18 protein-coding genes and 1 riboswitch are annotated in these 24,738 nt (G+C 64.0%); of the genes, 8 read left to right on the top strand and 10 right to left on the bottom strand.

Annotation, left to right across the window (positions count from 1 at the left end; genetic code table 11):
* Window positions 1-186 precede the first annotated feature (186 nt).
* The gene (gene pulA, locus AACW87_RS18070) at window positions 187-3,840 is read right to left on the bottom strand and encodes a pullulanase-type alpha-1,6-glucosidase (protein WP_241325725.1); all 3,654 of its coding nucleotides are present in this window, start codon (window positions 3,838-3,840) and stop codon (window positions 187-189) included.
* Between the two features lie 265 nt (window positions 3,841-4,105).
* Here pulA and AACW87_RS18065 point away from each other — a divergent pair, with 265 nt between their 5' ends.
* Window positions 4,106-4,516, top strand: coding sequence for a hypothetical protein (locus AACW87_RS18065; protein WP_043140700.1), 411 nt, complete (start codon window positions 4,106-4,108; stop codon window positions 4,514-4,516).
* Between the two features lie 62 nt (window positions 4,517-4,578).
* Here AACW87_RS18065 and dmeF read toward each other — a convergent pair whose 3' ends face one another.
* The gene (gene dmeF, locus AACW87_RS18060; RefSeq protein ID WP_241325724.1) at window positions 4,579-5,535 is read right to left on the bottom strand and encodes a CDF family Co(II)/Ni(II) efflux transporter DmeF; all 957 of its coding nucleotides are present in this window, start codon (window positions 5,533-5,535) and stop codon (window positions 4,579-4,581) included.
* 71 nt (window positions 5,536-5,606) lie between these two features.
* Here dmeF and AACW87_RS18055 point away from each other — a divergent pair, with 71 nt between their 5' ends.
* The 3 genes from AACW87_RS18055 to AACW87_RS18045 all read left to right on the top strand — a co-directional run bounded on the left by AACW87_RS18055 (window position 5,607) and on the right by AACW87_RS18045 (window position 8,356).
* On the top strand, window positions 5,607-5,882 hold the full coding sequence (locus AACW87_RS18055) for a metal/formaldehyde-sensitive transcriptional repressor (protein ID WP_005313657.1): 276 nt from the start codon (window positions 5,607-5,609) through the stop codon (window positions 5,880-5,882).
* Between the two features lie 200 nt (window positions 5,883-6,082).
* Window positions 6,083-7,279 (top strand): amino acid aminotransferase, encoded by a 1,197-nt coding sequence (locus AACW87_RS18050; protein WP_241325723.1) that lies wholly within the window; start codon window positions 6,083-6,085, stop codon window positions 7,277-7,279.
* A 153-nt stretch (window positions 7,280-7,432) separates the two neighbouring features.
* The gene (locus AACW87_RS18045; protein WP_241278923.1) at window positions 7,433-8,356 is read left to right on the top strand and encodes a LysR family transcriptional regulator; all 924 of its coding nucleotides are present in this window, start codon (window positions 7,433-7,435) and stop codon (window positions 8,354-8,356) included.
* A 111-nt stretch (window positions 8,357-8,467) separates the two neighbouring features.
* On the opposite strand, the gene AACW87_RS18040 is transcribed toward AACW87_RS18045, so the two are convergent.
* From AACW87_RS18040 to AACW87_RS18015, 6 genes are all read right to left on the bottom strand, one after another.
* Window positions 8,468-8,791 carry a DUF1820 family protein gene (locus tag AACW87_RS18040; RefSeq protein WP_241325722.1) on the bottom strand — a complete coding sequence of 108 codons (324 nt, stop codon included), beginning with the start codon at window positions 8,789-8,791 and terminating at the stop codon, window positions 8,468-8,470.
* Between the two features lie 207 nt (window positions 8,792-8,998).
* Window positions 8,999-9,850: a YjjW family glycine radical enzyme activase gene (locus AACW87_RS18035; RefSeq protein WP_241325799.1), complete on the bottom strand. Its 852-nt coding sequence runs from the start codon at window positions 9,848-9,850 to the stop codon at window positions 8,999-9,001.
* A 40-nt stretch (window positions 9,851-9,890) separates the two neighbouring features.
* Entirely contained in the window at window positions 9,891-11,417 is a 1,527-nt protein-coding gene (locus tag AACW87_RS18030) for a YjjI family glycine radical enzyme (RefSeq protein WP_098980813.1), read from the bottom strand.
* A 116-nt stretch (window positions 11,418-11,533) separates the two neighbouring features.
* A complete protein-coding gene (locus AACW87_RS18025) occupies window positions 11,534-11,875 on the bottom strand; it encodes an AzlD domain-containing protein (RefSeq protein ID WP_043140686.1) in 342 nt (113 codons plus the stop codon).
* Between the two features lie 2 nt (window positions 11,876-11,877).
* Window positions 11,878-12,597, bottom strand: coding sequence for an AzlC family ABC transporter permease (locus tag AACW87_RS18020; RefSeq protein ID WP_241325721.1), 720 nt, complete (start codon window positions 12,595-12,597; stop codon window positions 11,878-11,880).
* Window positions 12,598-12,747: 150 nt separating this feature from the next.
* Complete coding sequence (locus AACW87_RS18015; RefSeq protein WP_042869032.1) at window positions 12,748-13,224, bottom strand: L,D-transpeptidase family protein; 477 nt, start codon at window positions 13,222-13,224, stop codon at window positions 12,748-12,750.
* Window positions 13,225-13,486: 262 nt separating this feature from the next.
* Here AACW87_RS18015 and AACW87_RS18010 point away from each other — a divergent pair, with 262 nt between their 5' ends.
* Window positions 13,487-16,636 carry a S41 family peptidase gene (locus tag AACW87_RS18010; RefSeq protein WP_241325720.1) on the top strand — a complete coding sequence of 1,050 codons (3,150 nt, stop codon included), beginning with the start codon at window positions 13,487-13,489 and terminating at the stop codon, window positions 16,634-16,636.
* Here AACW87_RS18010 and AACW87_RS18005 read toward each other — a convergent pair.
* Window positions 16,619-17,908: a ferredoxin reductase family protein gene (locus AACW87_RS18005; RefSeq protein ID WP_241325719.1), complete on the bottom strand. Its 1,290-nt coding sequence runs from the start codon at window positions 17,906-17,908 to the stop codon at window positions 16,619-16,621. The genes AACW87_RS18010 and AACW87_RS18005 overlap by 18 nt on opposite strands.
* Before the next feature lie 182 nt (window positions 17,909-18,090).
* Between AACW87_RS18005 and AACW87_RS18000 the strand changes: the two genes are divergently transcribed.
* Entirely contained in the window at window positions 18,091-18,240 is a 150-nt protein-coding gene (locus AACW87_RS18000) for a hypothetical protein (RefSeq protein WP_241325718.1), read from the top strand.
* Complete coding sequence (locus AACW87_RS17995; RefSeq protein ID WP_241325717.1) at window positions 18,237-20,426, top strand: glycoside hydrolase; 2,190 nt, start codon at window positions 18,237-18,239, stop codon at window positions 20,424-20,426. Before AACW87_RS18000 ends, AACW87_RS17995 begins: the two co-directional genes overlap by 4 nt.
* A gap of 67 nt (window positions 20,427-20,493) precedes the next feature.
* Here the strand turns inward: AACW87_RS17995 and AACW87_RS17990 are convergent, their stop codons facing one another.
* A complete protein-coding gene (locus AACW87_RS17990; RefSeq protein WP_241325716.1) occupies window positions 20,494-22,344 on the bottom strand; it encodes a M3 family metallopeptidase in 1,851 nt (616 codons plus the stop codon).
* Between the two features lie 293 nt (window positions 22,345-22,637).
* On the opposite strand from AACW87_RS17990, the gene AACW87_RS17985 reads away from it, so the two are divergent.
* Complete coding sequence (locus AACW87_RS17985; protein ID WP_241325715.1) at window positions 22,638-24,332, top strand: methyl-accepting chemotaxis protein; 1,695 nt, start codon at window positions 22,638-22,640, stop codon at window positions 24,330-24,332.
* A 264-nt stretch (window positions 24,333-24,596) separates the two neighbouring features.
* A riboswitch (cyclic di-GMP riboswitch) is annotated at window positions 24,597-24,682 on the top strand.
* The last annotated feature ends 56 nt before the right edge of the window (window positions 24,683-24,738 follow it).

Here is a 24,738-nt window from a genome sequence, read left to right as displayed (position 1 = left end):
TAACGGCACAGCCAACAGCCGCCCCAGTGGGGCGGCTTTTTTATTGCCTCGCCCACGACGACAAAGAAAAAGCGCGGCTGCCGGTTGGCAGTCGCGCTTTGCTTACGCTCTCGGCGTTATCCCACCCTTGGCAAGGTGGAATTCAACCCTGGGCCGCCGAGCCAGCCCCGGGCTCGATGGGGCTGCTTACTTGGTCGCAGTGGGTGCGGTAAAGCTGACACTCAAGCTTGGTTTCTCCTTGTTCATGGCGGTAAAGACGAACTTGTAGCTGCCCGCCTTGTCAGCATTGAACGGCAAATCACCGCCATTGGCACAGAGCACACTGACCTGGCCTACCGCCAGCTGGTCGGTGTTGCTGCACTTGCCGTAGTTGATCGAACCGCCCCAGTCGCTACCGGCAATCTTCACCTGGGTCATCCCCAGCTTGTCGGCCGTCACTTCTGTGGTGAACTCGTAGGTGAAGTTGCCGCCAAAGATCATCTTGTTGACCGGATCCCATTGGTTCAGGAAACCACGCACGAAGACATCTGTGTCACCAAACGGCGGAACCGTGCTCAGATCTGTCTTCTTGCTCACCGGCAGACCCGCGCCCTGGGCACCGGCCTGCGGCTTGACGAACACGGCAGCGGACCAGGCCCCCAGGGTCAGGGTACCGCCATTGACGGCGGCATCACGGGCTATGCTGCTACCGGCATGGTGGACCGGGCTCAGTTGCAGCGTGCTCAGATCGATGGGCTGATCATTGCCGTCACGGAAGTCGCCGATGCTCTGGGGGGCATTGGTGGCGTTGATCATCACCACCAGACCGTCGATGGCGGGATCCAGATCCGCACCCGCATTGATGCCGTCATCTACCGTCATCACTATGAGGCCGGGCTCCTGATCCGGGCCGGTATTGCGGAAGTCGACCCGCTTGATCACCTCAGCGCCGCTGCCAAGACGCAGCAGGCGGGAGGATTGACGCAGCTCGGCCAGCTCCTGGTAGAAGCCCACCATGGTCGCCATGTCGGCCCCGCTCGGCTTGACGTGCTTGTCGAGCACCTGCTCGATCAGCGGATAGTTGTCGCCATCCTTGTCCTTGCGCGGCAACCCCTTGTTGAAGTTGTTGTCGGCAAGGGTGTAGTCGACTCTGTTGTACCAGTCACCCGAGTCGTAGCTGTCCCGCTCCATGGACTTGGAGCGCAGCAGCTCGACACCGGCGTGGGTAAACGGAATGCCCTGCCCCAGCATGGCGGTGGCCAGCGATACCCCCTGCATCCGCACCAGATCGGCTCCTTCCGGTGCCTTGTAGATCAGGTTGTCGAACAGGGTCTGGTTGTCGTGCTTGTCGACATAGTTCTGGATCTCGGTCGGATCCTGGGCATAACCCGCAGCTTGACCGTTGTAATCGATGTCGGAACCCTTCTTCGGCATGCCATCCTTGTCGGTCAGCACGAAATCCTTGAGGTTGCCGGCCATGCCGAGGCGAACCAGGTCGGATTGATGCAGCGCCGTGGCCAGCTCGACGCCGTCCATCTCGTTGGCATCCACCAGGGCACCGTTGCCGAAGCCCTGGGTCTTGCGAATGGTGTCGCCGCCGTCAAACGGACTGCCGCCGCGCACCGCATCCCGCAGCCGGTCGGAGAAGGAACCTATGCCGGTGCCGCCCAGGTGCTTCTGGGTCGCCTGCACGAAGCGCTTGTCATCCTGCACCTCGCCGAAGTTCCAGCCCTCGCCGTAGAAGTACATCTCGGGGTTGACCTTCTTCACCGCGGCCAGCGCCTGCACCATCTGATCTTTCGGGTGGTGGCCCATCAGGTCGAAGCGGAAGGCGTCTATCTTGTAGTCACGGGCCCAGGTGACCAGGGAGTCATCCATCAGCTTGGCGAACATGGCATGTTCCGGCGCCGTGTTGGAGCAGCAGGTGGAGTTCTCGACCGAGCCGGTCTCCGGATTGAGGCGCTGATAGTACCAGGGCACTATCTTGTCGAGCACCGACTTGGGACCCAGGCCTGCCTCGTTGGTGTGGTTGTAGACCACGTCCATCACCACGTTCATGCCGATGTTCTGCTTGATGGCCTTGACCATCTCGCGGAACTCCAGGATGCGCTGGCTGCCCTCGGCATTGGTGGCATAGGAGCCTTCCGGCGCCGTGTAGTGGTAAGGGTCATAACCCCAGTTGAAGGAGTCCACCCCGCGCAGATAGCCGTAAAGCTCCTGTACCTGCGGGTTCTCCTTGCTGTCGGCCCCCTGCAGATCGGTGAGCACGGCTTCTATGGTCTGACCGCCACCGCAATGGCTGGCGAACTTGGAGTTCTGCACCTCGGGGTTGACCTGACACAGCTTGCTGAAGTCATCGGCAAGGTTGGCCACCTTGGCCGGATCCTCGTTGACGGTGGCGATGTCGAACACCGGCAACAAATGCAGGTGGCTGACGCCGCTCTTGGCCAGCGCCTGCAGGTGCTTGACCGGCACGCTGTCGCTGTCGGTCAGCCCCAGGAACTTGCCGCGGTGCGCAGGCAAGGTGGAGTCGTCGTTGCCGGTCAGATCGCGGACATGGGCCTCATAGATGGTGATGTCGGCAGGGTTCTGCTGGCTGTGGGGCGCCTTCAGGCTGTCCCACCCTTCCGGCTTGAGGGCCGGATCATCGAGATCCACCACCTGGCTGAACTCTGAGTTCATCGCCAGGCTCAGGGAGTAGGGGTCTGTCACCTGATAGGATTCCAGCTTGCGGCTGACCGGGTGATAGACCTGGATGTCGTAGCGGTAGAACTTGCCTACCAGCTCGCTGCCGCCCTGCACGCTCCAGCTGCCGCTGGCCTCGTCCCGAGTCATGGTGCGCTCGCCCAGCGCCCTGTGCTTGTCATCAAACAGTGCCAGCTTGACCGACTTGGCGGTCGGCGCCCACAACCGGAAGGTGACATTGCCCCCCTCGACCACGGCGCCATAGGCCAGCTTGGCGGCGGCGTCGGCATAGAGGGCATCGAGGGCACCGGCGCTCTGCACCAGGGTTGCCCCCTGCAGAATGCCGTCGGCATCTGTGCCTATGGCCACCAGCTCGCCCTTGAGCAGGGGCTTGAGATCCTTGCCTGCCGGCAGGGCGAAAGCGGCGGCATCCTTGAGGTGCGGATACTTGGCCTGCTGCTCGGCGGTCAGGCTGGTCGGGGTCAGGGTAATGTAGGGGAAGTCGAATACCCCTTCCGCATTGGCCTTGATGGTGCCCGACTCAGTGTAATAGAGGCGCACATGGGGCTTGTCCTTGCCCCCTTGCCAGATCAGGGTGTTGCCATCGATCAGATGGGCGCTGGCCCCCGCCACGCCAAAGGCGGCGGTGAAGGCGTCGGCACGACTGCCGAAGACCTCGCTCTTGCCCGCGACGATGGCCACTGTGCGATCCGGGTGATCGCTGAAGACCACCTTCATGTCGCTGCCGGTAAGGTTCGCCAGATCGCCGTTGCGGGCGATAAAGTTGATGCAGCCTTCCAGCTTGGCCAGCGGCACCACCCAGCTGGGGCCGAAGCCGTCGGCCGCCGCCGGGGTATTGACCTTGTCATCCCAGCCCGCGTTGAGGCCGCTCTCGGCGGTGGCGCTGCAGGCGTCGTTGTTCCACAGGTGCAGGCTGTAGTTGGCAAAGGGGCCATCCACCCCACGCGCCGCGCTGGTCTGGGTATCCACCAGGGCGATCACCGCCTGATCGGGCCCGGCCACCAGTTGCTCGGCAGGGGGTTGCACATTGGGCAGACGGGCGACGGGGCCGTCCGTGGGGTCAGGGGTGGGGGAGGAGCTGTTGTCATTGCAGCCGGACAAAAGCGCGAGCAGTGAGGCTGTTACCAGCGCCACTTTGGTCTTTTTCATATCCATTTTTTTATAATTCCCGCTGTAGTTAGTCTCGATAGTCGAGTACCCGGTCATTGCCGAGCGGTGTCATATTAATCAGCGGCAATCGTTTCAAATGTGAGCAGCAGGGCAAAAAAACCAACCATTTTCAACAAGATAACGTTTTCATAACGAAAGTTGGATCGGGCTCACAGACCCGGCCTAACTTTCGGCCCATACCAGCAGACAGACGAGTCCATACCGGAAAAATCAATTTCCGATCAAGTGGATAGAGAGGGAGTCACGGCATATGAAGCGAATTGAGGAACAGGCCAAACGGCTGGATCAGGAGTATCAGGCGATCGCGCAGTTGTTTGACCAATTTTGCCAGCAGGCGGGCGTGCTCGCCGAGCAGTACCACTTCTTCAACTGGCCCGACTATGAAGACACACCGCCCCTCTGCCGGGCCTTCACCCTGCTGGGGGAGCCGCGCGAGCTGCGCCTGCGCTGCCAGCCGGGGGAGCGTGGCACCTTGAGCGGTCTCATCCAGGTGGGCAGCGAAGATGGCACAGTCCACGCCAGCCTGGGCTTTCGGGCCGATGGCCACCTGCAGCTGGAGTCGGGTTCCTTGCTGGACAACCCGCCCCAGTTGCTGCTCAAGCTGCTGCTGGGGGCCATCTGGCAGCACAAGCCGGACGATGATCACGGCCAGCACCACTGATTCAAACCACAAGAAGGGGCCTGGGCCCCTTCTTCATGTCTCATGCGACCGGCCGGGCATGATCAGGGCTGGGCAATCTCTATGGTGACGTGCACCAGCTCCTCATGGATGGCGAGTCGCTCGCGGATCTCCCGGGCAGGCATGGGGGTCGCCATCAGCAGGGAGAGCACGCAGGCATACTGCTCCTGCCCCACCCGCCAGACGTGCAGATCGCGGATCTCGGCCTCCGGCAACTCGGCTATCACCTCGCGGATCTCCGCCACCAGCGGGGTATCCATCTCGGCATCCAGCAGCACCCGGCCCGAATCGCGCAGCAGACCCCAGGCCCACACGGCCACCAGCACGGCGCCCGCTATGCCCATCAGGGGATCCAGCCAGTCGGCCCCCCACCACATGCCACCCACCAGCGCCAGTATGGCCAGTACCGAGGTGGCCGCATCCGCCAGCACGTGGATGTAGGCGGCACGCAGGTTCAGATCCTGATGCCCCTGGTGGTCAGCATGGTCATGATGATCGTGGCCGTGATGATCATGATGATGGCCATGGTCATGACCGTGGTGATGACCATGATCGTCCTTCAGCAGCCAGGCACAGGCCAGGTTCACCAGCAGGCCGACGATGGCGATGACGATGGCCTGCTGATAGTGGATCGGGCTGGGATCCAGCAAGCGGGCGAACGACTCGAACAGCATAAGAGCCGCCACTCCCACCAGCAGCAGGGCACTGGTGAAGCCGCCAAGCACCTCTATTTTCCAGGTGCCGAAGCTGAATCTGTGGTCACGGGCGAAGTGGCGGGCGGCGCGGTAGGCCAGCACCGAGAGACCGAGCGCCAGCGCGTGGGAGCTCATGTGCCAGCCGTCGGCCAGCAGCGCCATTGAGTTGTAGAACCAGCCGCCGCTGATCTCCGCCACCATCATGATGACGGTGAGCAGCACGGCCCAGCGGGTCTTCTGTTCGGCCAGCGGATTGCCCTGGTGTACGACGGGTTGATGGCAATGGGATGAGACGAGGGATGACATGAATTTCTCCTGAGGGCGACAATGCAATATACTATACCCCAGTATAGTTTTATTGATCGAGAGGATCCTGCATGTCACACACCATTCACGGCAAGAAGAAGCTGCTGGCGCGGGTGCGCCGCATCAAGGGCCAGACAGGCGCACTGGAAAGCGCGCTGGAGCAGGAAGGTGACTGCGCCGCCATTTTGCAGCAGATAGCCGCCATCCGCGGCGCCGTCAACGGCCTGATGCTGGAGGTGCTTGAGGGCCATATGCGCGAACATCTGGGCGCCGAGGAGGCCACCCCGGCCGAGCGGCTGGAGGATCTGGATCAGGTGGTGCGGGTGCTGAGATCCTATCTGAAGTAAGGGATCCCCCGCCTGCCCGCTGGCGGCCAGCCTGCATGCCTGCGCTGAAATGCCTCGGCAGCGCGGGTTGCTTGACAGCCGGGCTGGGCTGGCCGGGCATCCCAGGTCCGTTTCAGACTTGAGCCCTCGCCCACTTTACGCCATCATGACCGCCGATCGTTGATCGCCTTACCCTGGATTCCACTTCGCAAGGACCCCCCATGTTTGAACACGTCGATGCCTACGCTGGCGACCCCATACTGACCCTGGTCGAGACCTTCCACAAAGACACCCGCGAGCAGAAGGTGAACCTGGGGATCGGTCTCTATTACGACGAGCAGGGACGCATTCCGCTGCTGGCCTCGGTGCAGCAGGCCGAAGCCCAACGCGCCGCCGCGCCGGCACCGCGCCCCTATCAGCCGATGGAGGGTGCCGCCAACTACCGCACCGCTGTGCAGCACCTGCTGTTTGGCGCCGAGCATGAGGCGGTCAAGGCCGGCCGCATCGCCACCATCCAGACCATAGGCGGCTCGGGCGCGCTCAAGATCGGCGCCGATCTGCTCAAGCGCTACTTCCCGACCTCGGAGGTGTGGGTCAGCAATCCGACCTGGGACAACCACAAGGCCATGTTCGAGGGGGCCGGCATCAAGGTGCACGACTACCCCTACTACGATGAAGCCAGCGGCGGCGTCCAGTTCGATGCCATGCTCGACTGCCTGAGCAGCCTGCCGGCGAAAAGCATAGTGCTGCTGCACCCCTGCTGTCACAACCCGACCGGGGTCGATCTCTCCCGCGCCCAGTGGGACCAGGTGATCGCGCTGGTAGTCGAGAAGAACCTGATCCCCTTTATGGATATCGCCTATCAGGGCTTCGGCGACGGGCTGGAAGAGGATGCCTACGCCATTCGCGCCATGGTGGCCGCCGGTGTCAGCTTCTTCGTCAGCAACTCCTTCTCCAAGAACCTCTCCTTCTACGGCGAGCGCTGTGGCGGCCTGTCGGTCATCTGCAAAGATGCCGAAGAGGCGAGCCGGGTGCTGGGCCAGATGAAGGCCACCGTGCGCCGCAACTACTCAAGCCCGCCCACCCACGGCGGCCAGATCACCGCGGCCGTGATGAACGATGCCAGCCTGCACGCCCTCTGGGTCGGTGAGGTGACCGAGATGCGCACCCGCATCAAGGCGATGCGCCAGAAGCTGTTCGAGGTGCTGAGCGCCAAGGTGCCGGGCCGCGATTTTGGCTACTTCATCAGCCAGCGCGGCATGTTCAGCTACACCGGCTTCACGCCAGAGCAGGTTGACCGCCTGCGCGAAGAGTTCGCCGTCTACCTGGTGCGCTCAGGTCGCATGTGCGTGGCGGGCCTCAACAGCCGCAACGTCGACTATGTGGCCGACGCCATGGCGGCCGTGCTCAAGGGCTAATCCGCTCAAGCCCCGCCTCGGCGGGGCTTTTTGTTTGTCCCGATTTTGTGGAGCCGCTATGGATCTGATTGCACTGTCATGTGTGACTGTGAGGGGTCGCCATCGGGTCAATCGACCGCCCCTGCCCGCACCTGTCTCGCTTGTGGAGTCTTTATGGATCTGATTGCCCTGTCCCGGCTGGGTGGCCGCCATCTGGTCACCCTGCACCTGCTGCTCGACAGCCAGAGCGTCACCCGCACAGCCGAGCGGCTCTGCACCACCCCCTCCACCGTCAGCAAGACCCTCAACCAGTTGCGGGATCTGCTCGGCGATCAGCTGCTCTACCGCCAGGGCAACCAGCTGTTGCTGACCCCGTTTGCCGAGCGACTCGGCCCCACCCTGCACCGGCTGCTGAGCGAGCTGAACAGCCTCACCAGCCAGGGCGGTTTCGACCCAGCCACCTGGCAGGGACAGCTGAAATTCGCCCTGCGCGAAAGCGGCATGGTCTGGCCCATGGGCCCCATTCTCGGCCAGCTGATGCGGGAGGTGCCCGGTCTGGTGCCCGACATCTGGAACAAGGATGAACAGGGGCTGGCGGCATTGGCGGCGGGCAAGCTCGACTTCGTGATCCTGCCCCACGATCAGAGCCAGCCCCTGCCCCGCCAACCGGGTCTGGTATGGGAGACGCTGCGGGAAGACAAGCTGGTCTGCCTGTTGCGGGCGGGCCACCCGGCGCTGGACAAGCCCTGGGATCTGGATGCCTACCTGAGCTGGCGCCATATCGCCATTCGCGATCAGGAGCTGGCCAACCCCTTCTTCGAACAGAGCCTAGCCCAGTTGCAGGTGCGCCGCCAAATCAGCGCCACCCTGCCGGATTTTGGCAGCGCGGCGGCCCTGCTGCGCCAGAGCGATCTCATCCTCACCGCCGTCGAAGGCTGGGCCGAGCAGGCCATGAGCCGGGATCTGGTGATCCGCCCGGTCCCGTTCGACTATGGCGCCGTCACCCACAGCCTGGTGTGGTACGGCCCGGCCGGTGAAGAGCCGGCGCGGCGCTGGTTCCGCCAGCGGATCCTGCAACTGGCCCGGGAACTGGGTTAGCGCACCCAGGCGGCACCCATTGCAGATCCTGCGGGCGCCAATACAGATCCGAAGAGAAGAGAGCCTCGCCAGAAGGCTCCCCATGGCAAGGCTCGCAGAGAGGAGGAAGCCTCAGGGCTTCTTGGTATAGATGGGGCTGGGAAAGGAAGCGACGTTGTTGCCCAGCTCTGTGATGCGGGCAGCCCCCTGCTTGCGCACCTGATCGACCCGCAGCACGTGGTGCATGGGGATCAGGGTGCGATTGACGTCGGCAAATTCACTCTTCAATTTCTCGTGGCTGGGATCGACGATCAGCGCCGTGTGGGTGTCCCACACGAAGTTCGCGATCTCGATGAAGCCAAACAGCTGACCCTGGCTCACTTCCCTGACATAGACTTCGTAACGCTCGTTGTGACAAATGAACTGCACTCGGTATAAGGCGTTGGATTCACTCATGTTCGTCTGTTGATGGTGGGCGAATGCCCCATTCTAGCCGCCCCTTCCCAGAGCTCAAATAGACAGCAATCACAGTTACGTCATCTTGAGACTCACAGAGCCCAAAACCCGGAGCCAGGCCACAAACTTGCCGCCTGCTCGCCGGACATCGACCAAGAAACCACACAAAATACCTTTGCGATCAATTGATTAGATTCGAGTAACCATTCAGAAGATCGCCGGCAGGGACACAGGCCCCAGCCCCCTCTCCCTCAGCGCGGCGGCAAGCCGGGTCAAGGCCTCCCTGTCCGCCTCCTGCCAGCTCGTCGCCACCCCGCGCACCCCGTGATGGCGAAAACCGTTGAGGCGAATGGGGACTGGCCCCAGGCTCTGCAGAAAGCTGGCCAGGCCCGCCTCCAGCTTGCCATCGGCATCCAGAAAATCGCTGCGTCCCGGCACATGGAGCAGCCGCAGCTCGGCCAGCTTGCCGTGGCTTGCCAGCAGTTGCAGCGAGGCCAGCACCCGCTCGCGGCCATGGCCGGTCAGCATGTGATGCACAGAGTCGCGCCACCCCTTGAGATCGAGCATGGCGCCGCCGAGCACCGGCAGCAGCCGCTGCCAGCCGGTCGCGGCGAGGGAGCCGTTGCTGTCGAGCAGGCAGGTGAGGTGAGCCAGATCCGGCGCTGCCTTGATGGCCGTGAACAGGGCAATCACGAACGGCAGCTGGGTGGTAGCCTCGCCGCCGGAGACGGTAATGCCGGTCAGCAGCGGGCCGTAGCGGCGCAGCAGAGCCAGCACCTCGGCCACCGACATCTGGCTGGTCTTGGGGCTGGCATGGCGCGAACAGTCGTCGATGCAGCGATCGCAATCTGTGCAGAGCGCCGCCTGCCAACGTACCCGGCCCTCGACGAGCGTCAGGGCCCCGCTCGGACAGGCCGGCACGCAGTCACCGCAGTGATCGCACAACCCCATGGTGTGCGGGTTGTGGCAGCCGGGGCAGCGAAAGTTGCACCCCTGCAGGAAGAGCACCAGCCGGTTGCCCGGCCCGTCCACGCAGGAGAAGGGCAGCCAGCGGCTCACCGTCGCGATGCGCGCCGCCGCCTCTGCCCGGCTGCCGCACTCAGTAGTCACACAGGGTCGCCTCGCGCCCCACCACCCGCGGCGCCCGCTGGCGGATCCCGGTCAGCTCGCTCGCCTCGGCGCCGAGGCAGGTGGTCTGCAGCCGCGAGCCCTCGGTCGCGAAACGGGCCACGTCGCTCTTGCGGATCATGTAGCCGGTCACCCGCACCAGGTCGCTGTCGGCCACGTTGGCGGTGAACTCGCGCATGCCGATGGCGAGCGCCCCCTTGCAGAGCTGCAGCAGCGCCTGCGGGTTCTGGCGTATGGTGGGATCCAGGGTTAGGATCTCACTGATCCCGGAGTGATAGAAGCCGTGGTGGGGTGCCAGCGCCAGCACATGGCTGGCGGGATCCGGCTCCTGGCCGTAAGGGATGCGCACCCCGGGGGTCACCCCGCGATCCACGCTGAGCCCGCCCTGGGAGTGGAGCAGGGCGCGGCCGCCCCAGGCGTGCACCTGCGGCGTCTCGGTCACATGGCGGGATAGCTGGGCCGAGATGCGATAGCCAAGCTGGTTGGCCTCCTCGTCACGGCCGTAGCGCTCGGGCAGATTCTCCTTGTCCATCAGCAAATTGACCGCCTCCGCCATGCCATAGATGCCGAACATGGGCACGAAGCGATCCTCATCGAGCAAGCCCTCCTTGACCAGGAAGCTGTCGAAGAAGCCGGACTCCTGATGGAGGAAGGCGGCGCGCGCCTCGATCAATTGGGAGGCGAGACGGCAGTAATGGGGCAGCAGACAGCCCATGAAGTCGTCTATGCCGTGGGCCTGCTCGGCTACCCGCTTGAGGGAGAGCCGCACCAGGGTATTGGCACCGCCCGCCTGGGGCAGGGCGTTATAGCAGCTGACGATGCCAAAGCCGCGCTGATCGAAGGTGTTGCTATGGAGCGGGTAGTTGGCGATGTGCGGCTTGCTGCAGCTGGCTATGTTCTGCACCGCCAGCATCAGCAGGCTGTCCGGGGTCTGCGCCGGATCGTGGAACAGGGTCAGATTCGGCGCCACCTGCTTGAGCTCACCGTCGATGCGCAGGATCAGGCGGCAGAGACGGTTGTCATCGGGGCCTATGTTGACGTGCATGAAGGCATCCGGCAGCACCCGATCCAGGTAGATCCAGAACCCCTTCAGCTTGCGATGGAGGGTCTCGTCATCCAGCTCACCGACGAAGGGCAGCAGCAGATGATCGAGCCGCCCCAGCCAGACCGGCATGCCGGTGACGGAGGGCACATGGTGATAGAGGATGCGCAGGGCATCGAGCGCCTCGTCGAAATCCTGCGGCGGCGCCAGCTCCAGCCAGGCGGAGCCCTGACTCAGGAACTTTTCATAGTCCGGCAGCACGTAGCGCGGCTTGTAGGGGGCATGCCCCTCGAACATGTCACAGAGAAAACCCTGCACCCTAGCCTCGGCGACCGCCGGGGGCAGCTCGGGGTAAGGCAGCGCATTTTCGGCGGCCAGCGCCAGGGCATGACTCTTCTGGGCGGCAGAGAGGTGGTGATCACGCACTATGCGCTGACAGGTTTCGGTGAAAGACATGGGGGAGCTCCTTGGCGGATGGTCCCTAAATCCTCACACTTGGGAGGTGTTTTTTGAAGTGACATTCACAACATGGCGGATATCCATAAAAGACATCCACCATGCGGGATCACGACTCAGCCAAACCAGGGCAGCAGCGCCGCCAGCCCCCCCTGCCAGCGCAGCAGGAAGAAGCCCCCCATGCCCACCACGACCACCAGCAGGGTCGGCAGCCGCAACAGGGTCAGCGCCGTCACCAGCAGGGTAGCGGCCAGGTAGTCCGGATCCCACGTCAGTCCCTTGCCCGGCTCATAGCTGAAGACGATGGGCAGCCAGATGGCGGTCAACACCGACTGGGCCGAGAAGCTGAGGAAGGCCCCCATCTCGGCGCCCGGTTGATAGCGGGTCAGCCGCGAGAAGAAGGCGAAGCGGTTGAAGAAGGTAATCAGGGCCAGCAGGCCTATCATCAGCCAGCTCATGGTCATCTCCTCATCCGGTGCAGCACGTAGCCCACAACCATGCCGGCCAGCGCCGATATGATGATATGGATCTCCGCCAGCAGCGGCTTGGTGAGCAGCGCAGTGCCGCCGCTCACCAGGGTCGCCGCCACCATGGGCAGGTTCTTCATGGCGGGTATGGTCATGGCGATGAAGGTGGCGGCGATGGCAAAGTCCAGCCCCATCTTGTCCAGCCCGTCTATGTACTGACCGGCGGCGATGCCGAGCAGGGTCGCCAGATTCCAGAACAGATAGAAAACGAAGCCCGCGATCAGGGCGTAGGCGGGATTGAAGGCACCGCTGCGCTCCCTGTCTTTCAGCGCCACCGCGAACATCTCGTCGGTCAGGAAAAACGCCAGGCTGGCACGCCAGCGCAGGGCGAGCGGCAGCACATCGCGGCGAAAGGTGAAGCCATAGAGCAGATGCTGGGAGGTGATGACGAAGGTGGAGCCCATGATGGGCAGCAGGGGCGTACCGGCTCCGAACAGGGTGGTGGCCGAGAGCTGGGCGGCGCCGGCATAGACCAGCAGCGACATCAGCTGGGCCTGCAGCGGGCTCAGCCCCACCTGCAGCGCCAGGGCGCCACACAGGATCCCCCAGGGAATGACGGAGATGGAGAGCGGCAGAATATCGATGGAAGCGCGCCACCAGAGCGCGCGGCTACTCTTGGCCCCGACGGGCTGGGAGCTTGTTGCTGACGGCATGGGATCATCCTTGTTGCATCCACGGCGAGCCGGAAAAACTAGCACAGCAGGGGGACAGATACCAAGGGGCAACGGGCAAAGAGAGGATGGAAACAGAACAGGGGGAGCCGAAAAACAGAACGCCACCCGGAGGTGGCGCGCTGCAGAGGGTCAGGGCTGAATGACGATGGGGGTGCCGGGTTCGATGGCGTTCCACACTTCGTCCAGATCCTTGTTGAGCATGGCGATGCAGCCATTGGTCCAGTTGGACGGCTGCAAGCGGGTGTTGCCTATGCTGTTGCGCTGACCATGGATCATGATCATGCCACCCGGTCGCACACCCAGCTCGTTGGCCGTCTTGATGTCGTCCAGGTTCGGGTAGTTGATGTGGATGGCCTTGTAATAGTTGGAGTTGGTCTTCTTGTAATCGAGGATGTAGCGCCCTTCCGGCGTACGCTGATCCCCTTCCCGCTGCTTGTGACCCTTGGGGGCCGGCCCCAGAGCGATCCAGTAGCGTTTGACCTCCTTGCCATCCTTCATCAGGGTCAGGCTATAGGAAGACTTCTTCACCACTATCATGTCGGCCGACAAGGTGGCAAAACTCAGTGCGGGCCACAGCCCCAGCAAACACAGTAATACGGCTCTCATTCCATCCCTCGACAAGCCTCTGGTAAGGGCTTTTCTTGTTACCAAATCATCTGAACTGCACCGCCCCGAGTGGCGGGCGAGCGCCATCATATTGGATCGCCATCAATACTCAATATATCCAGAGAAACATATCCCGCGCCATCTTTTATAGATTGTTACAATTAACTGCCAAAACAACGGGATACCCCCCCTATCTCGGGATAGTCCCCCGCGGGGGATTGGGGGAAGATAAGGCGCTTTTCACCCCTCAGGAACCTCCACGATGCGATACCGACTCTCCTTGCTGATCCTGCTGATCTGCGCCCCCCTGCAGGCCGCCGAGCCGCGCTGGTTGCGCGAGCCCGCCCTCTCCCCCGATGGCAAGCAGCTTGCGTTCACCTGGCAGGGTCGCATCTACCTGAGTGCGGGGGACGGCGGCCTCGCCACGCCGCTCACCGGCAGCGACTACCTGAGCCAGCGCCCGCTCTGGTCACCGGACGGCAAGCAGATTGCCTTCGCCGCCAACCTCTATGGCAATGAAGACGTGTTCGTGGTGCCGAGCGAGGGGGGCGAGATGGTGCGGCTGACCCGGGATTCACGCCCCGATCTGCCCCAGGCATTCAGCGCCGATGGCAAACAGCTGCTGCTGAGCAGCCAGCGCCTGACCAGTCCGGAGGCGGATCACTTCGTGGCAGAGGGGCTGCAGGCCAGCGCCCTCTACTGGACCCCCATAGATGGCGGCGCCCTGACTCCGGCCCAGCCCCTGCCCGCGACCCTGGCCCGCCCCCACGGCAGCCAGCTGGCTTATCAGATGCCGGGCATGGATCAGCCGTTTCGCAAGCACCAGCGCTCCTTTGCCGTCTCCCGCCTCTGGCTGTTCGATGGCAAGCAGCATCGCCAGCTGACCGAAGACAGGATCGCCGCCAGCGATCCCGTCTGGGATGACAAGGGCGAGGCGCTCTATTACCTGAGTGAGCGCAGCGGCGATTTCAACGTCTGGCAACGGGATCTGGCCAGCGGTCAGGATCGCCAGCTCACCCACTATCAGGGCCATCCGGTGCGTGGCCTCAGCGCCTCCCGCCACGGCGATCTGGTCTGGTCCTGGCAGGGTGAGCTCTACCGGCTCGATGCCGGCAGCGAGACGCCGCGCAAGCTGACGATCCGGCCGCTCTCGGCCCAGGCTCCCGACGAGCAGAGCGACACCCCGGTCGTCATCGACGAGGCCCTCGTCCGCCAGGATGGGGAGGAGGTGATCCTGGTGAGTCAGGGGGATCTGTTTGCGGTCGACACCCGCCGCGAGCGGGTACGCCAGCTCACCCGCCACCCCAGCGAACAGTCATCGCCACGCTACGTGGACAAGGAACAGGGGCTCATTTATCTCTCCGAGCAGCATGGCCCGGCCGCCCTCTATCGCCTGAAGAAGGCGCAGCCGGACCGGCTGTTCAGCGAGCCCGGCCCCCTCATCGAGGAGAAGCTGCTGGCCATGCCGGGCGTCGCCATCAGCAAGCCGACCCTCTCCCCTGACGGCAAGCAGCTCGCCTTCGTGGTGGACGGTCAGGCCGTGCACCTGCTGGATCTGGCCAGTGGCAAGCAGCGACCGCTGGTCGCCGCCGAGTTCAACCCCTCCCGCCATGCGGTGGAGCTGGCCTTCGCCCCCGACTCCCGCCACCTGGCGCTGACCCTACAGCCCGACTCGGCCCAGCAGGAGATCGCCGTCATCGACACCCGGGATGCCAAGGCCACACCGGTCAACGTCAGTCTCAACGGTTATCAGGATGGCAGCCCGGCCTGGAGTCAGGATGGCGGCATCCTCTACTGGCAATCCGCCAAGTACGGCAAGCTGGGCGCCGACGGCGAGCCGCTGGATGGCAGCCTGCTCGGCCTCTACAGCAGCCGCGCCGCCAAGAGCGACTTCCTCGCCGAGCAGGCCCCCCCCAAGACGGGTTACGGCTTCGAGAGCGACAAGCTGGCACACAGGGAAGCGCTGCAGCTGCAACCACGCGGCCCCGTCCTCGCCAGCCGCATCGTCGATGATCACCTGATCTATCTGGTGGAGGAGACGGATGCCAATGGCGAGAGCGAGATCAAGGGCTACGCCCAGGAGCTGCGCAAGGGGGAGACCAAGCTGCTGTTCGCCGAACAGCCTGGCCCGGCGCTGGCCAGCCTCAATGACGACGCCAGCCTCGCCACCCTGGTGCGGGAGGGGGAAGTGACCCTGATAGACATGGCCTCCGGCGAGGCGACCCCTCACCCCTTCGCCCTGTTGCAGAGCGGGCGCTGGCAGGCTCGGATGACAGCCGCCTTTGACCAGATCACCCGGCTCACCCGGGACGAATTCTATCGGGCCGACATGAACGGCGTGGACTGGGATGGCTATGTGGCCGCCTATCGCCGCCAGTTGCCCGGCATCGGCAATGGTCGGGACTTCGGCAACCTGCTGGCGGAGCTGGCCGGCGAGCTGAACGTCTCCCACACCTGGGGCTATGGCCCGGCGCCCTTTCCGCGGCTGCCCGATGACACCGCCAGCCTCGGCGGCTACTGGCGCGAAGACAAACACGGGGTCGAACTGACGGCCCTGCTGGCCGGCGGCCCGCTGGATCAGGAGACGGATCTGGTGCCGGGCGCCCGCCTGCTGGCCATCAACGGCGCAGAGCTGCACAGCCTGAACGAGCTGGATGCCCTGCTCAATCACCAGGCCGGCCAGCGACTGGCCCTTACCCTGCTGCCCAAGGGGAGCAAGGATCCGGTGCAGCTCGATGTCACCGCCATGGACTTGCCGCAGGAGTACCGCCTGCAACTGGATGGCTGGGTCGCCAAGCGCCGCGCCCAGGTGGCGCAACTGAGTCAGGGTCGGGTCGGCTACGTCTATCTGCCGGAGATGAGCAGCGCCGTGTATGAGGAGATGGTGGCCGATGCCCTCGGCCGTCAGCGCAATCGCGAGGCATTGATAGTGGACGTGCGCTTCAACAAGGGCGGCTACCTGGCCAACACCCTGGTGGAGTTTCTGACCGGCAACGGCAGCGCCAAGGGGATGGCCCGCAGCTGGCCACGGCTCGGCAAGGGGGAGACGGACGCCGCCACCCGCCAGTGGACCAAGCCCTCGGTGGTGCTGGTCAACGCGGGCAGCTACTCGGAAGGCTCGGCCTTCCCCCAGTACTACCGCACCCTCAAGGTGGGCCCCATCATCGGCGAGCCTGTGCCGGGCACGGGCACCATGGTCTATGGCCACCAATCCAGACTGATCCCGGGGCTTGCCTACGGCATCCCGACCCTGGGACTGCGCAATCCGGACGGCACGCTTTACGAAAATCAGGAGCTGATCCCGGACGTGCAGGTGGCGCTGACCCCGGCCGACATGCTGGCCGGGCGCGATCCCCAGCTGGAAGCCGCGGTGCAGGCCGCCCTCGCCCAGTTGTCAGCGAAAGCGAAATAGCTCGCGGTGCAGGCGCCCACCCGGCAACAGCCGGGCCAGGGCGTCTGCCATCCCTTCCGGCCCGCAGAACCAGACGTCTGCGGGCTTGTTCTGCGCAAGGCTGGCCAAGTCCAGCCGCCCCGCCTCCTTGTCCAGATGCAGCTGATAGCGAACCCCGGTACCCTGACACAACTCGGCCAATCGCTGGTGATAGACGGCGCCGGCCAGATCCGGTGCACACTGGATCAAGGTGATCCCCTCCCCTCGTTCACCACGGGCTACCAACCCCTCCAGCCAGGCGACGAAGGGCGTAATGCCGATCCCGGCGCCGAGCCAGAGCGACTGCCCATGTCGAGCGGGACAGACAAAGGCGCCATAAGGCCCTGTCACGGCCACAGCGTCCTCGATCCGGGCCGCCTCGACCAGCTGACGGGTATGGTCTACCAGCGCCCGCACCGCGATCACCAGCTGACGCTTGTCGGGCGACACCCGCACCAGCGTGAAGGGATGAGGGCCCTCACTCGCATCAAACTCGAAGAAGGCAAACTGGCCTGGCCTGTAGTGCGACAACGGCGTCTCCAGCTGCAAGGTGAATTCACGGGTACTGTCCGCCAGGGTGAGCAGCGCCACTATGCGGCCCTGATGACGATCCCGCTGACCGGTCAAGCCCAGCAGGGAGTAGATGGCAGCCACAGCCCCTGCGCCACCCAGCAGAGTTACTCCGAGCCCCACGGGTGTCAGCAGGCCAACCTGGGGCAACAGGCAGAGACCGTGTATCCACCCCGCCAGATAGATGAGCGGTGCCAGACGGTGGATCAGCCGAAAACGGCCATAACTCACCAGTGACAACAGGCTCACCACCACCAGGGCGATCAGCAGATAGAAGCTCCACTCCCCCAGCGTATTGCCAAGGGCATGCAGGGAGAGGCCATTACCGGCACCCGCTCCGCTGCCAGCCCCCCGACGGGTCGGCCGGGTCAACCAGCCGGCCGTCACAGCCCACTTGGGCGCTTCCACCAGCAACCAGTGACTGGTCAGGACCAGGGTCGCGGCCATGGCGCTGTGACGATGGAATCGCAACATGCGATCCAACCCGCCACACCAGACTTCCAGTCTCGGCAGGCGCAGTGCCAGCAACAGGGCCAGCGCCATGTAACCCAGCCCCAGCAGGCCGGTCAGCAGCAACATCTCATGGCGCCAGGGCCAGACGCCGTTGGCATCTCCTGCATATCCCACCCACCAGATCACTGTCGCCAGCACCGGCAGCCCCCACAACACTCGCTTGTCCGTCATCACACTCCCCCAGGTTCCATCACTGCAGGGCGTCATCTCCCTGCTCATGGCGCCATTACACCTTCGCCCGGTCACAAGACTTTGCCTGGAGAGCGGAAATTTGTGGCAGTGTGTGACCGCCCACAAGAACCCGCTGTACAGCAACCCCCTCTCGAACCGTCAGGAGGCAAGGTGAAAGACAGATGCAGCGCCGCATCACGGATACATTCGGCAAACAACCAACGCAGATAGATCAGCAATCTGGTTCACCGGACTCAGCCAAATTCGGCTGTACCGGGGGGCGGACGACGGCGTACCCTGATGGCATCAATCAGGTCAAGGATGTTGAATGAAGGCTTCACCGACAAAGGCGCCAGCACTAGGCTGGCTGCTGATTTCACTGCTGGCGGCGCCGCTGGCCGCCGCCCCCCTGACGCTGCAGGGTGAGACGCAAAGTTACCGCATAGATCCCGACACCCTGGCCATTTCGGTCAACAAGATCCCGGTCAGCGCCGGCCAGCCCGCCCGCCAGGTCGATCAGTTGCAGCAGGGCGAGCAGCAGGCCAGCTGGCGCTGGCCCGCCCAGGACGCCAGGGTGGAGGTCAAGCTGGACGGCAATGACTTGCTGCTGACACTGGTCAGCGACAGTCCCCGTCAGCTGGCCTGGTACAGCCTGCCGAAAAACCAGACCCACCTGTCGCTGGCCTTCGGCGAGGGCAGCCGCTTCTCGGTACGCGACAGCGACTGGCTCGGCTATGTAGGCGACGAGCTGGCCGAGCTCAACACCCACTACGACCTCAAGCTGCCGCTCTGGAGCCAGGACGCGGGCAAGCAGACCTACAGCTGGATCCTGCAGACGCCTTATGACAACCAGCTCAGCTTCACCCGCAAGGGGGGCCGGCTGCAGCTGAGTGCCCGCCACGAATTCAGCAGCTTCAACCAGCAGGCCCCCATGGTGGTGCGGCTGAGCGTGGGGGATGACTGGCTGGCCGGCGCCCGCCGCTACCGGGAGTGGCTGCAGGGCGAAGGCGCCTGGCAGTCCCTGGCAGACAAGTTTGCCCGCATTCCGGCCGGTCGGCGGCTGATCGGCGCCAGCCATGTCTATCTGTGGGGCGATGCCCTGCTCGATCGGCAGGATGTGACGGATTGGCCCGGCCTGCAGACCAAACTCCGGCAAAAGCCTGAGTGGCAGCAAGACTTCCATGCCGAGGAGCGGGAGGCGCTGGCCGCCAAGGCACCCGAGCCCTGGCAGCAGACGCAGATCATGGCCGGTCTCAACCGGCTGATTGCCAGCCAGCTGCCGCTGCCCGCCCAGCAGGGCCCGCAGGCCCAGAGCAAGGTGCTGGCCCTGCGCCAGCAGTGGGTCAAGGGCCGGTTCGGCGAGCAGCTGGTGGCGCAGGAGCGCTGGGGCCAGGGGCTGTCGCTGCCTGTGGTCGAGGCGCTGCAACAGGCGGGGCTGCGCAAGCTCTGGCTCGGCACACCGCAGTGGACGGCGGCCCTGCAGCAGGGCTATGCCCTCACCGCCGCCCAGCGTCAGGGCTACCTGGTGGGCAGCTATGACTCCTACGATACCGCCATCCCCCCCGGCAGCAACGACAGCTGGCTCACCGCCCAGCTGCCGATCGAGATCGGCAAGCGCTGCGCCATCGTCGAGGCCAACGGCAAACCCAAGCCGGGCTTCGGCGGCGAGGGGGTCTACCTCAACCCGGGCTGCACCCTGCCGTTTGCCAAGAGCCGCATGAGCGAGCTGGCCAAGACCAGCGGCATCAACAGCCTGTTCCTCGACGTGGACGGCACCGCCATGGCCTCCAACGATTACAACCCGGCCCACCAGCAGGGCAGTCAGGCCATGATCGCCGACCGCAACGCCCGCATGAGCTGGGTAGGGGAGCGGCTCGGGCTGGTGCTGGGCTCGGAGGATGGCAACGCCCTCACCAGCAAGCCGCTGATGTTTGCCCACGGCATCCAGAGCTGGGGCTTCGGCTGGGAGGATGCCGCCATGCGCAAGCAGGCCAAGTCTCCCTATTACCTCGGCAAGTGGTGGCCGGACGAGGCGCCACAGGTCTTCTTCCAGCCCGCCCGGCTCAAGCCGCGCTACCTGAAGACGGTGTTCAACCCGGCGGATCGGCTGCCTCTCTATCAGGCGGTGTTCCACGACTCTGTGCTCAACAGCCACCACTGGCTGCTGGACAACCTCAAGTTCCCGGGCATCAAGGAGGAGCGCGCCCTGCTCGGCCTGCTCTACAACACGCCGCCGCTGGTCAACCTGAGCCGCAGCACCCTGGACAGTCGCCTGCCGGAACTGGTGAGGCTAAACAGCCAGTTCGGCCCGCTGCACGAGGCGCTGTGGGACAAGGCGCTGGTGGGTTTTCGCTGGCGGGACGGGGTGGGCCGGGTGCAGGAGACCCGCTTCTCCGACGGCAGCCGGCTGGTGGCCAACTTCAGCCACAGCAGCATGATGATCGATGGCCACAAGCTGCCGGGCAGGCAGCTGCTGGTCGCCCTCAAGGACAAGCCGGTGAGCCTGCTGAAGATGTGACGAACCCGCTCGTCATATAAAAAGAGAGCCCTGCCAATTGGCAGGGCTCTTTTGCAGGCGGGGTTTCCTAACCCTGGGTGGCGGGCTCTGTCTCGCCATGGCGCCGGATCCAGGCCTCGAAGTCGGCCAGCATGGCCGCCTCCGACTGGCTGTTGTCGGCGACCAGCAGATCCCCGTGCACCACCCGGATGCGGGCATTGAGCGGCGTGCCCTCGCCTGCCGGCGGCCGCTGCTGTGCCGCCGTCATGCAGGCTTCGGCCTGCGCCCAGGCCTCGGCCACGCTCAGGTTGCATGCCCGTGCCAGCGGCGCGGCACTGAAGCCCTCGCCGGTGAGGCTCTGCAGCGTCTGGTCGTGGGTCATGCCGTTGCCCGGCCCCCAGTAGTGGGCGGCCAGATCCGGCCCGATGCGCGGGTTGTCGGTGAGATAGCCGTCCCGGCGCAGGAAGTAGGCACGGGTCTGCTCCACCGCCATCAGCGCCAGCAGATAGCCGTGGTAGGCACAGGCCGACTCCTGATTGAGGAGGTGCGGGATGGCCAGTAGAGGACGCGGGCTCTCAGTCCCCAGGATCTTGCGCTCCCACTGGCGGGCCAGCGCCAGCACGGCGGCCGGGGTGCGATCGCCATCGGCCATGGCGTAGAGATCCCGCTCGAAGTAGGAGACCAGGGCAATCTGGCGCTCGTTGAAGGCACGAAATGGCTGGCGCGCCTCTATCATGGCCTTGATGAGCGAATCGGGGATCGCCTCCCCCGCGGCGTTTCTGGCATAGCGCTTGAGCCAGTCGGCATCGTCCAGCAGGCTGTCGCAGAACATGGACTGGGTCTCGGCATAGGCCATGGAGGTGGGCGGAAACTCCTGGGAGAAGCAGGGTGCGTTGCCGGTCACGTTGGCAAAGTGGGCGGCGTGGCCCCCCTCGTGGAACAGGGTGTTGAGGCCGCTCCAGCCGCTGCCGACCTGAGCCGGATCCGCCAGGCTGGTGAAGTTGACCACGGCGGGCACCCACTGGCCCTCCTGCCAGAAGCTCGGCACCGGGCCGTGGCAGAAGCCGTTCTCGTATTTCCCCTCCCGGGTCAGCAGATCCAGGGTCAGGGTCGCGTCCCGATACTGGATGCCGAGCCGGCGGAAGCTCTCGACCCAGTCCTTCAGCGCCCGTGAAAACGGCACATAAGGGTCGAGCTGGCGGGTCACGTCGCCGCTCACGCTGTAACGCAGGTTGTGGGGCAGCAGCGCCGTCTCCCCCTTGGCCGCCTTGAGTTCCGCCAGGCTCTGGTGCACCCGCTGTTCGGTGCGGGCGATGAAGTCATCCAGTACGGCGAACAGCTGCGCCGGGCTCATCTGCTCGTTCTTGCGCACCTTGTAATCGAAGTAGTCGCGATAGCCCATGGCGCGGGCGAAGCGGTTGCGAAGCTGAACTATCTCCAGATAGCCGTTATCGACCACCCACTGCTCCAAGGTATGGAACATGGCGAGCGCGCTCTGGCGCACCGCTTCATCGGCGCTGGCGGCCAGTGCCGTGCTGGCGGCGGGCAGGCTACCGGCCACCTGGCGGCCCTGCTCGTCCAGTAACGTCAGCTTCAGCTCCCGGCGACGGGCGAACAGCGCCGCCTCGGCGGCCACCAGCTCATCCATCAAGGCCGCGGCCTGAGGATCCTCGATGACATTGCATTCGAAGAAGGCGATCCAGCCCCCCAGACCCCGCTTGAGTTCCGTCTCCTCGGCCAGGGCCTGCATCTCCCGCAGTACCGGCAGGCGCGCAGGATCGGCACAGAAGGCCTTGTAGGCCTGCTCGGCGGCGGTGAAGCCGGCCTGATCGTCGCTGGTGCCCATGTAGGTGGACCAGAACAGGTCCTCCTTGCGCCTGTGTACCTGCAGGTAGTCGGCGTTGAGCTGGTTCAAGTAATTCCTGGCAATGGAACTCATAAATTCCCTCTTGTTATGGGGCTGCCCCTGGGGCGCCCACTCCTTTTTTGGTGAAATGCCAACTCATTCACATTTTCTGCAAATTGTACGGCAAATGGTGCGCCGGGATGCGCACGACCACGCTACCAAAAGCGAGGGTTTCTGTCTGCTGGCTATACTGGTTGTCAAAATACTCAATTAGCGTTTAGTGACCACAAGTTATTGAAAGTTAATTAAATGTTAATAATGAAATAATCAGGGCCATCGTCATGACTGGCCACCACCAGACCCGCACGGGAAAGAAGGAAGAGATTATGTTCAAGCTCGGTGATATCGCCGTGAGCCGCAAATTGATGCTGCTGCTCTCACTGGCACTGGTCGGCTTCATCGCACTGCTGCTCATCTCGGCCAGTGCCTTGAATCGCAATCTGATGAGTGAGCGGGAGGCACGGCTGCAGGCCGTGCTGGATCTCGCCATGAGCCGGATCCAGGCCCTCGCTACCACGCTGCCCGCCCCCCAGGCCCAGGCCGAAGCCAAGGCCATGCTCAACAGCATGCGCTTCGATGGCGACAACTATCTGTTCGTGATCGATGAGACCCGCCACGTGGTGGTGCACCCCACCAAGCCTGAGCTGGTCGGTCAGCAGATGGGAGAGAGCGGCGCAACCGCCGGGGCTCACTGGCAACGCATGGTGGATCTTGGCAAGGGGGGCCAGCATGGCCGGCTGGAATATCAATGGATTACCCCCACGGGTGAGGCGGCCCAGAAGATGTCGCTGGTGGCGGGCTACCAGCCCTGGGGCTGGATCCTGGGCTCCGGCGTGCTGCTGCAGGACATAGAGGCCACCATCTGGTCCCAGTACCAGCTGATGGGGGGCGCCACCCTGCTGGTGATCCTGCTGATGGGGCTGCTGGGGTTTGCCATCAGCCGCTCCATCGTCAATCCGCTGGCCGAGATCAAGCGCGCCATGCAGCAGGTGGCGGCCGGGGATCTGGTGGTCAGCATACCGATACACGGCAAGGATGAGCTGGGGGTCGTCGCCACCTGTACCAACCAGGGCCTCGATGCCATTCGCCACGCCCTGCTGGAGGCCAGCCTGGGTGCCCGCAACGTGGCGGATGCCGCCCTGCGCATCGCCGCCTCCGCCGAGCAGACCAATCAGGCGGTCAACAGCCAGCGGGATCAGCTGGCTCAGCTCGCCACAGCCATGAACGAGATGAGCGCGACCATCTCGGATGTGGCGGGCCATGCGGAAAATACCGCCCGCGATACCCAGGATGCCACCAGCGAGGCCGGGCTCGGCAACCGGGACGTGCATGCCAGCGTGCACGGCATACAGGCGCTGGCCACCGAGGTGGAGCAGGCCACGCTGCAGGTCAATCAGCTCAAGGAGGGGGTGATGCAGATAAGCGAAGTGACCGCCGTCATCAGCGCCATCTCGGAGCAGACCAACCTGCTGGCCCTCAACGCCGCCATAGAGGCGGCCCGCGCCGGGGAGCAGGGACGCGGGTTTGCCGTGGTGGCCGACGAGGTACGCCAGCTGGCGAGCCGTACCCGCCAGTCCACCGAGGAGATCCAGAGCACCATAGCCCAGCTGCAACAGCGGGCCGTCACCGCCGCCAGCGCCATGGATGCCAGCCGCAAGCTGGCGGAGAGCAGCGTCAGCCAGTCGGAGAAGGCGGGGCAGGATCTCTCCCTCATCGTCAACCACATCCAGCACGTGAGCGACATGGCGACCCAGATAGCCACAGCCGCCGAACAGCAGAGCATGGTGGCCGAGGACATGAACCGCAACGTCAGCGGCATCAACGACTCGGCGCTGGAGATGTCCCAGTCCGCCTCGCAACTGGCCCGGGAGAGCGAGCTGCTGGCCGGCCTATCCCGCAGCCTGGACGAGCGGCTGGCGGTGTTCAAGCTCGGCAGCGCCATCGACCAGCAGCTGGAACAGCGGCTGGCACCGCTGCATCGGCAGAGCCATCAGGCCGAACGCCCCCGCGCTCGCCACTGATCCGTCCCGCCCTGTCGCAACGACCATTCCTGCCAGCCAAGCTGGCAGGAATTTTTTATTGATAAAAAATGTCATATTTTTGCATTTTATCGACGTGATTAACGATATTAGGCAAGGGGCGTAGATTAAATATACATTTAAAAACATTAAGTTAAGTGTTTGCTCTACTCCGATGAGGTCAGGCTGCAAACATTTACACTTAATTATTTAATCAAAACTAGTCATGATGGTGTCGTCGTCAAACGCGACACCATGACCCTTTATGTAGTCATTTGGCAAACTGGTTGAAAGGCCAGGACGCAAAGCCTCCGGTCTAAAGACACGTCGTCCAGGATAGCGGGGTTGCCACACGCAAGTGTGTATCGGGGAACTCCCCTGCCAACTTGACTGCCCACATCTATCGAAC

Origin of the sequence: Aeromonas sp. MR7 (genome assembly GCF_963899385.1) — a bacterium.
GTDB lineage: Bacteria > Pseudomonadota > Gammaproteobacteria > Enterobacterales > Aeromonadaceae > Aeromonas > Aeromonas bestiarum.
Note: the sequence above shows the minus strand (reverse complement) of the source record. Positions and strands in the feature narration are given on the sequence as shown.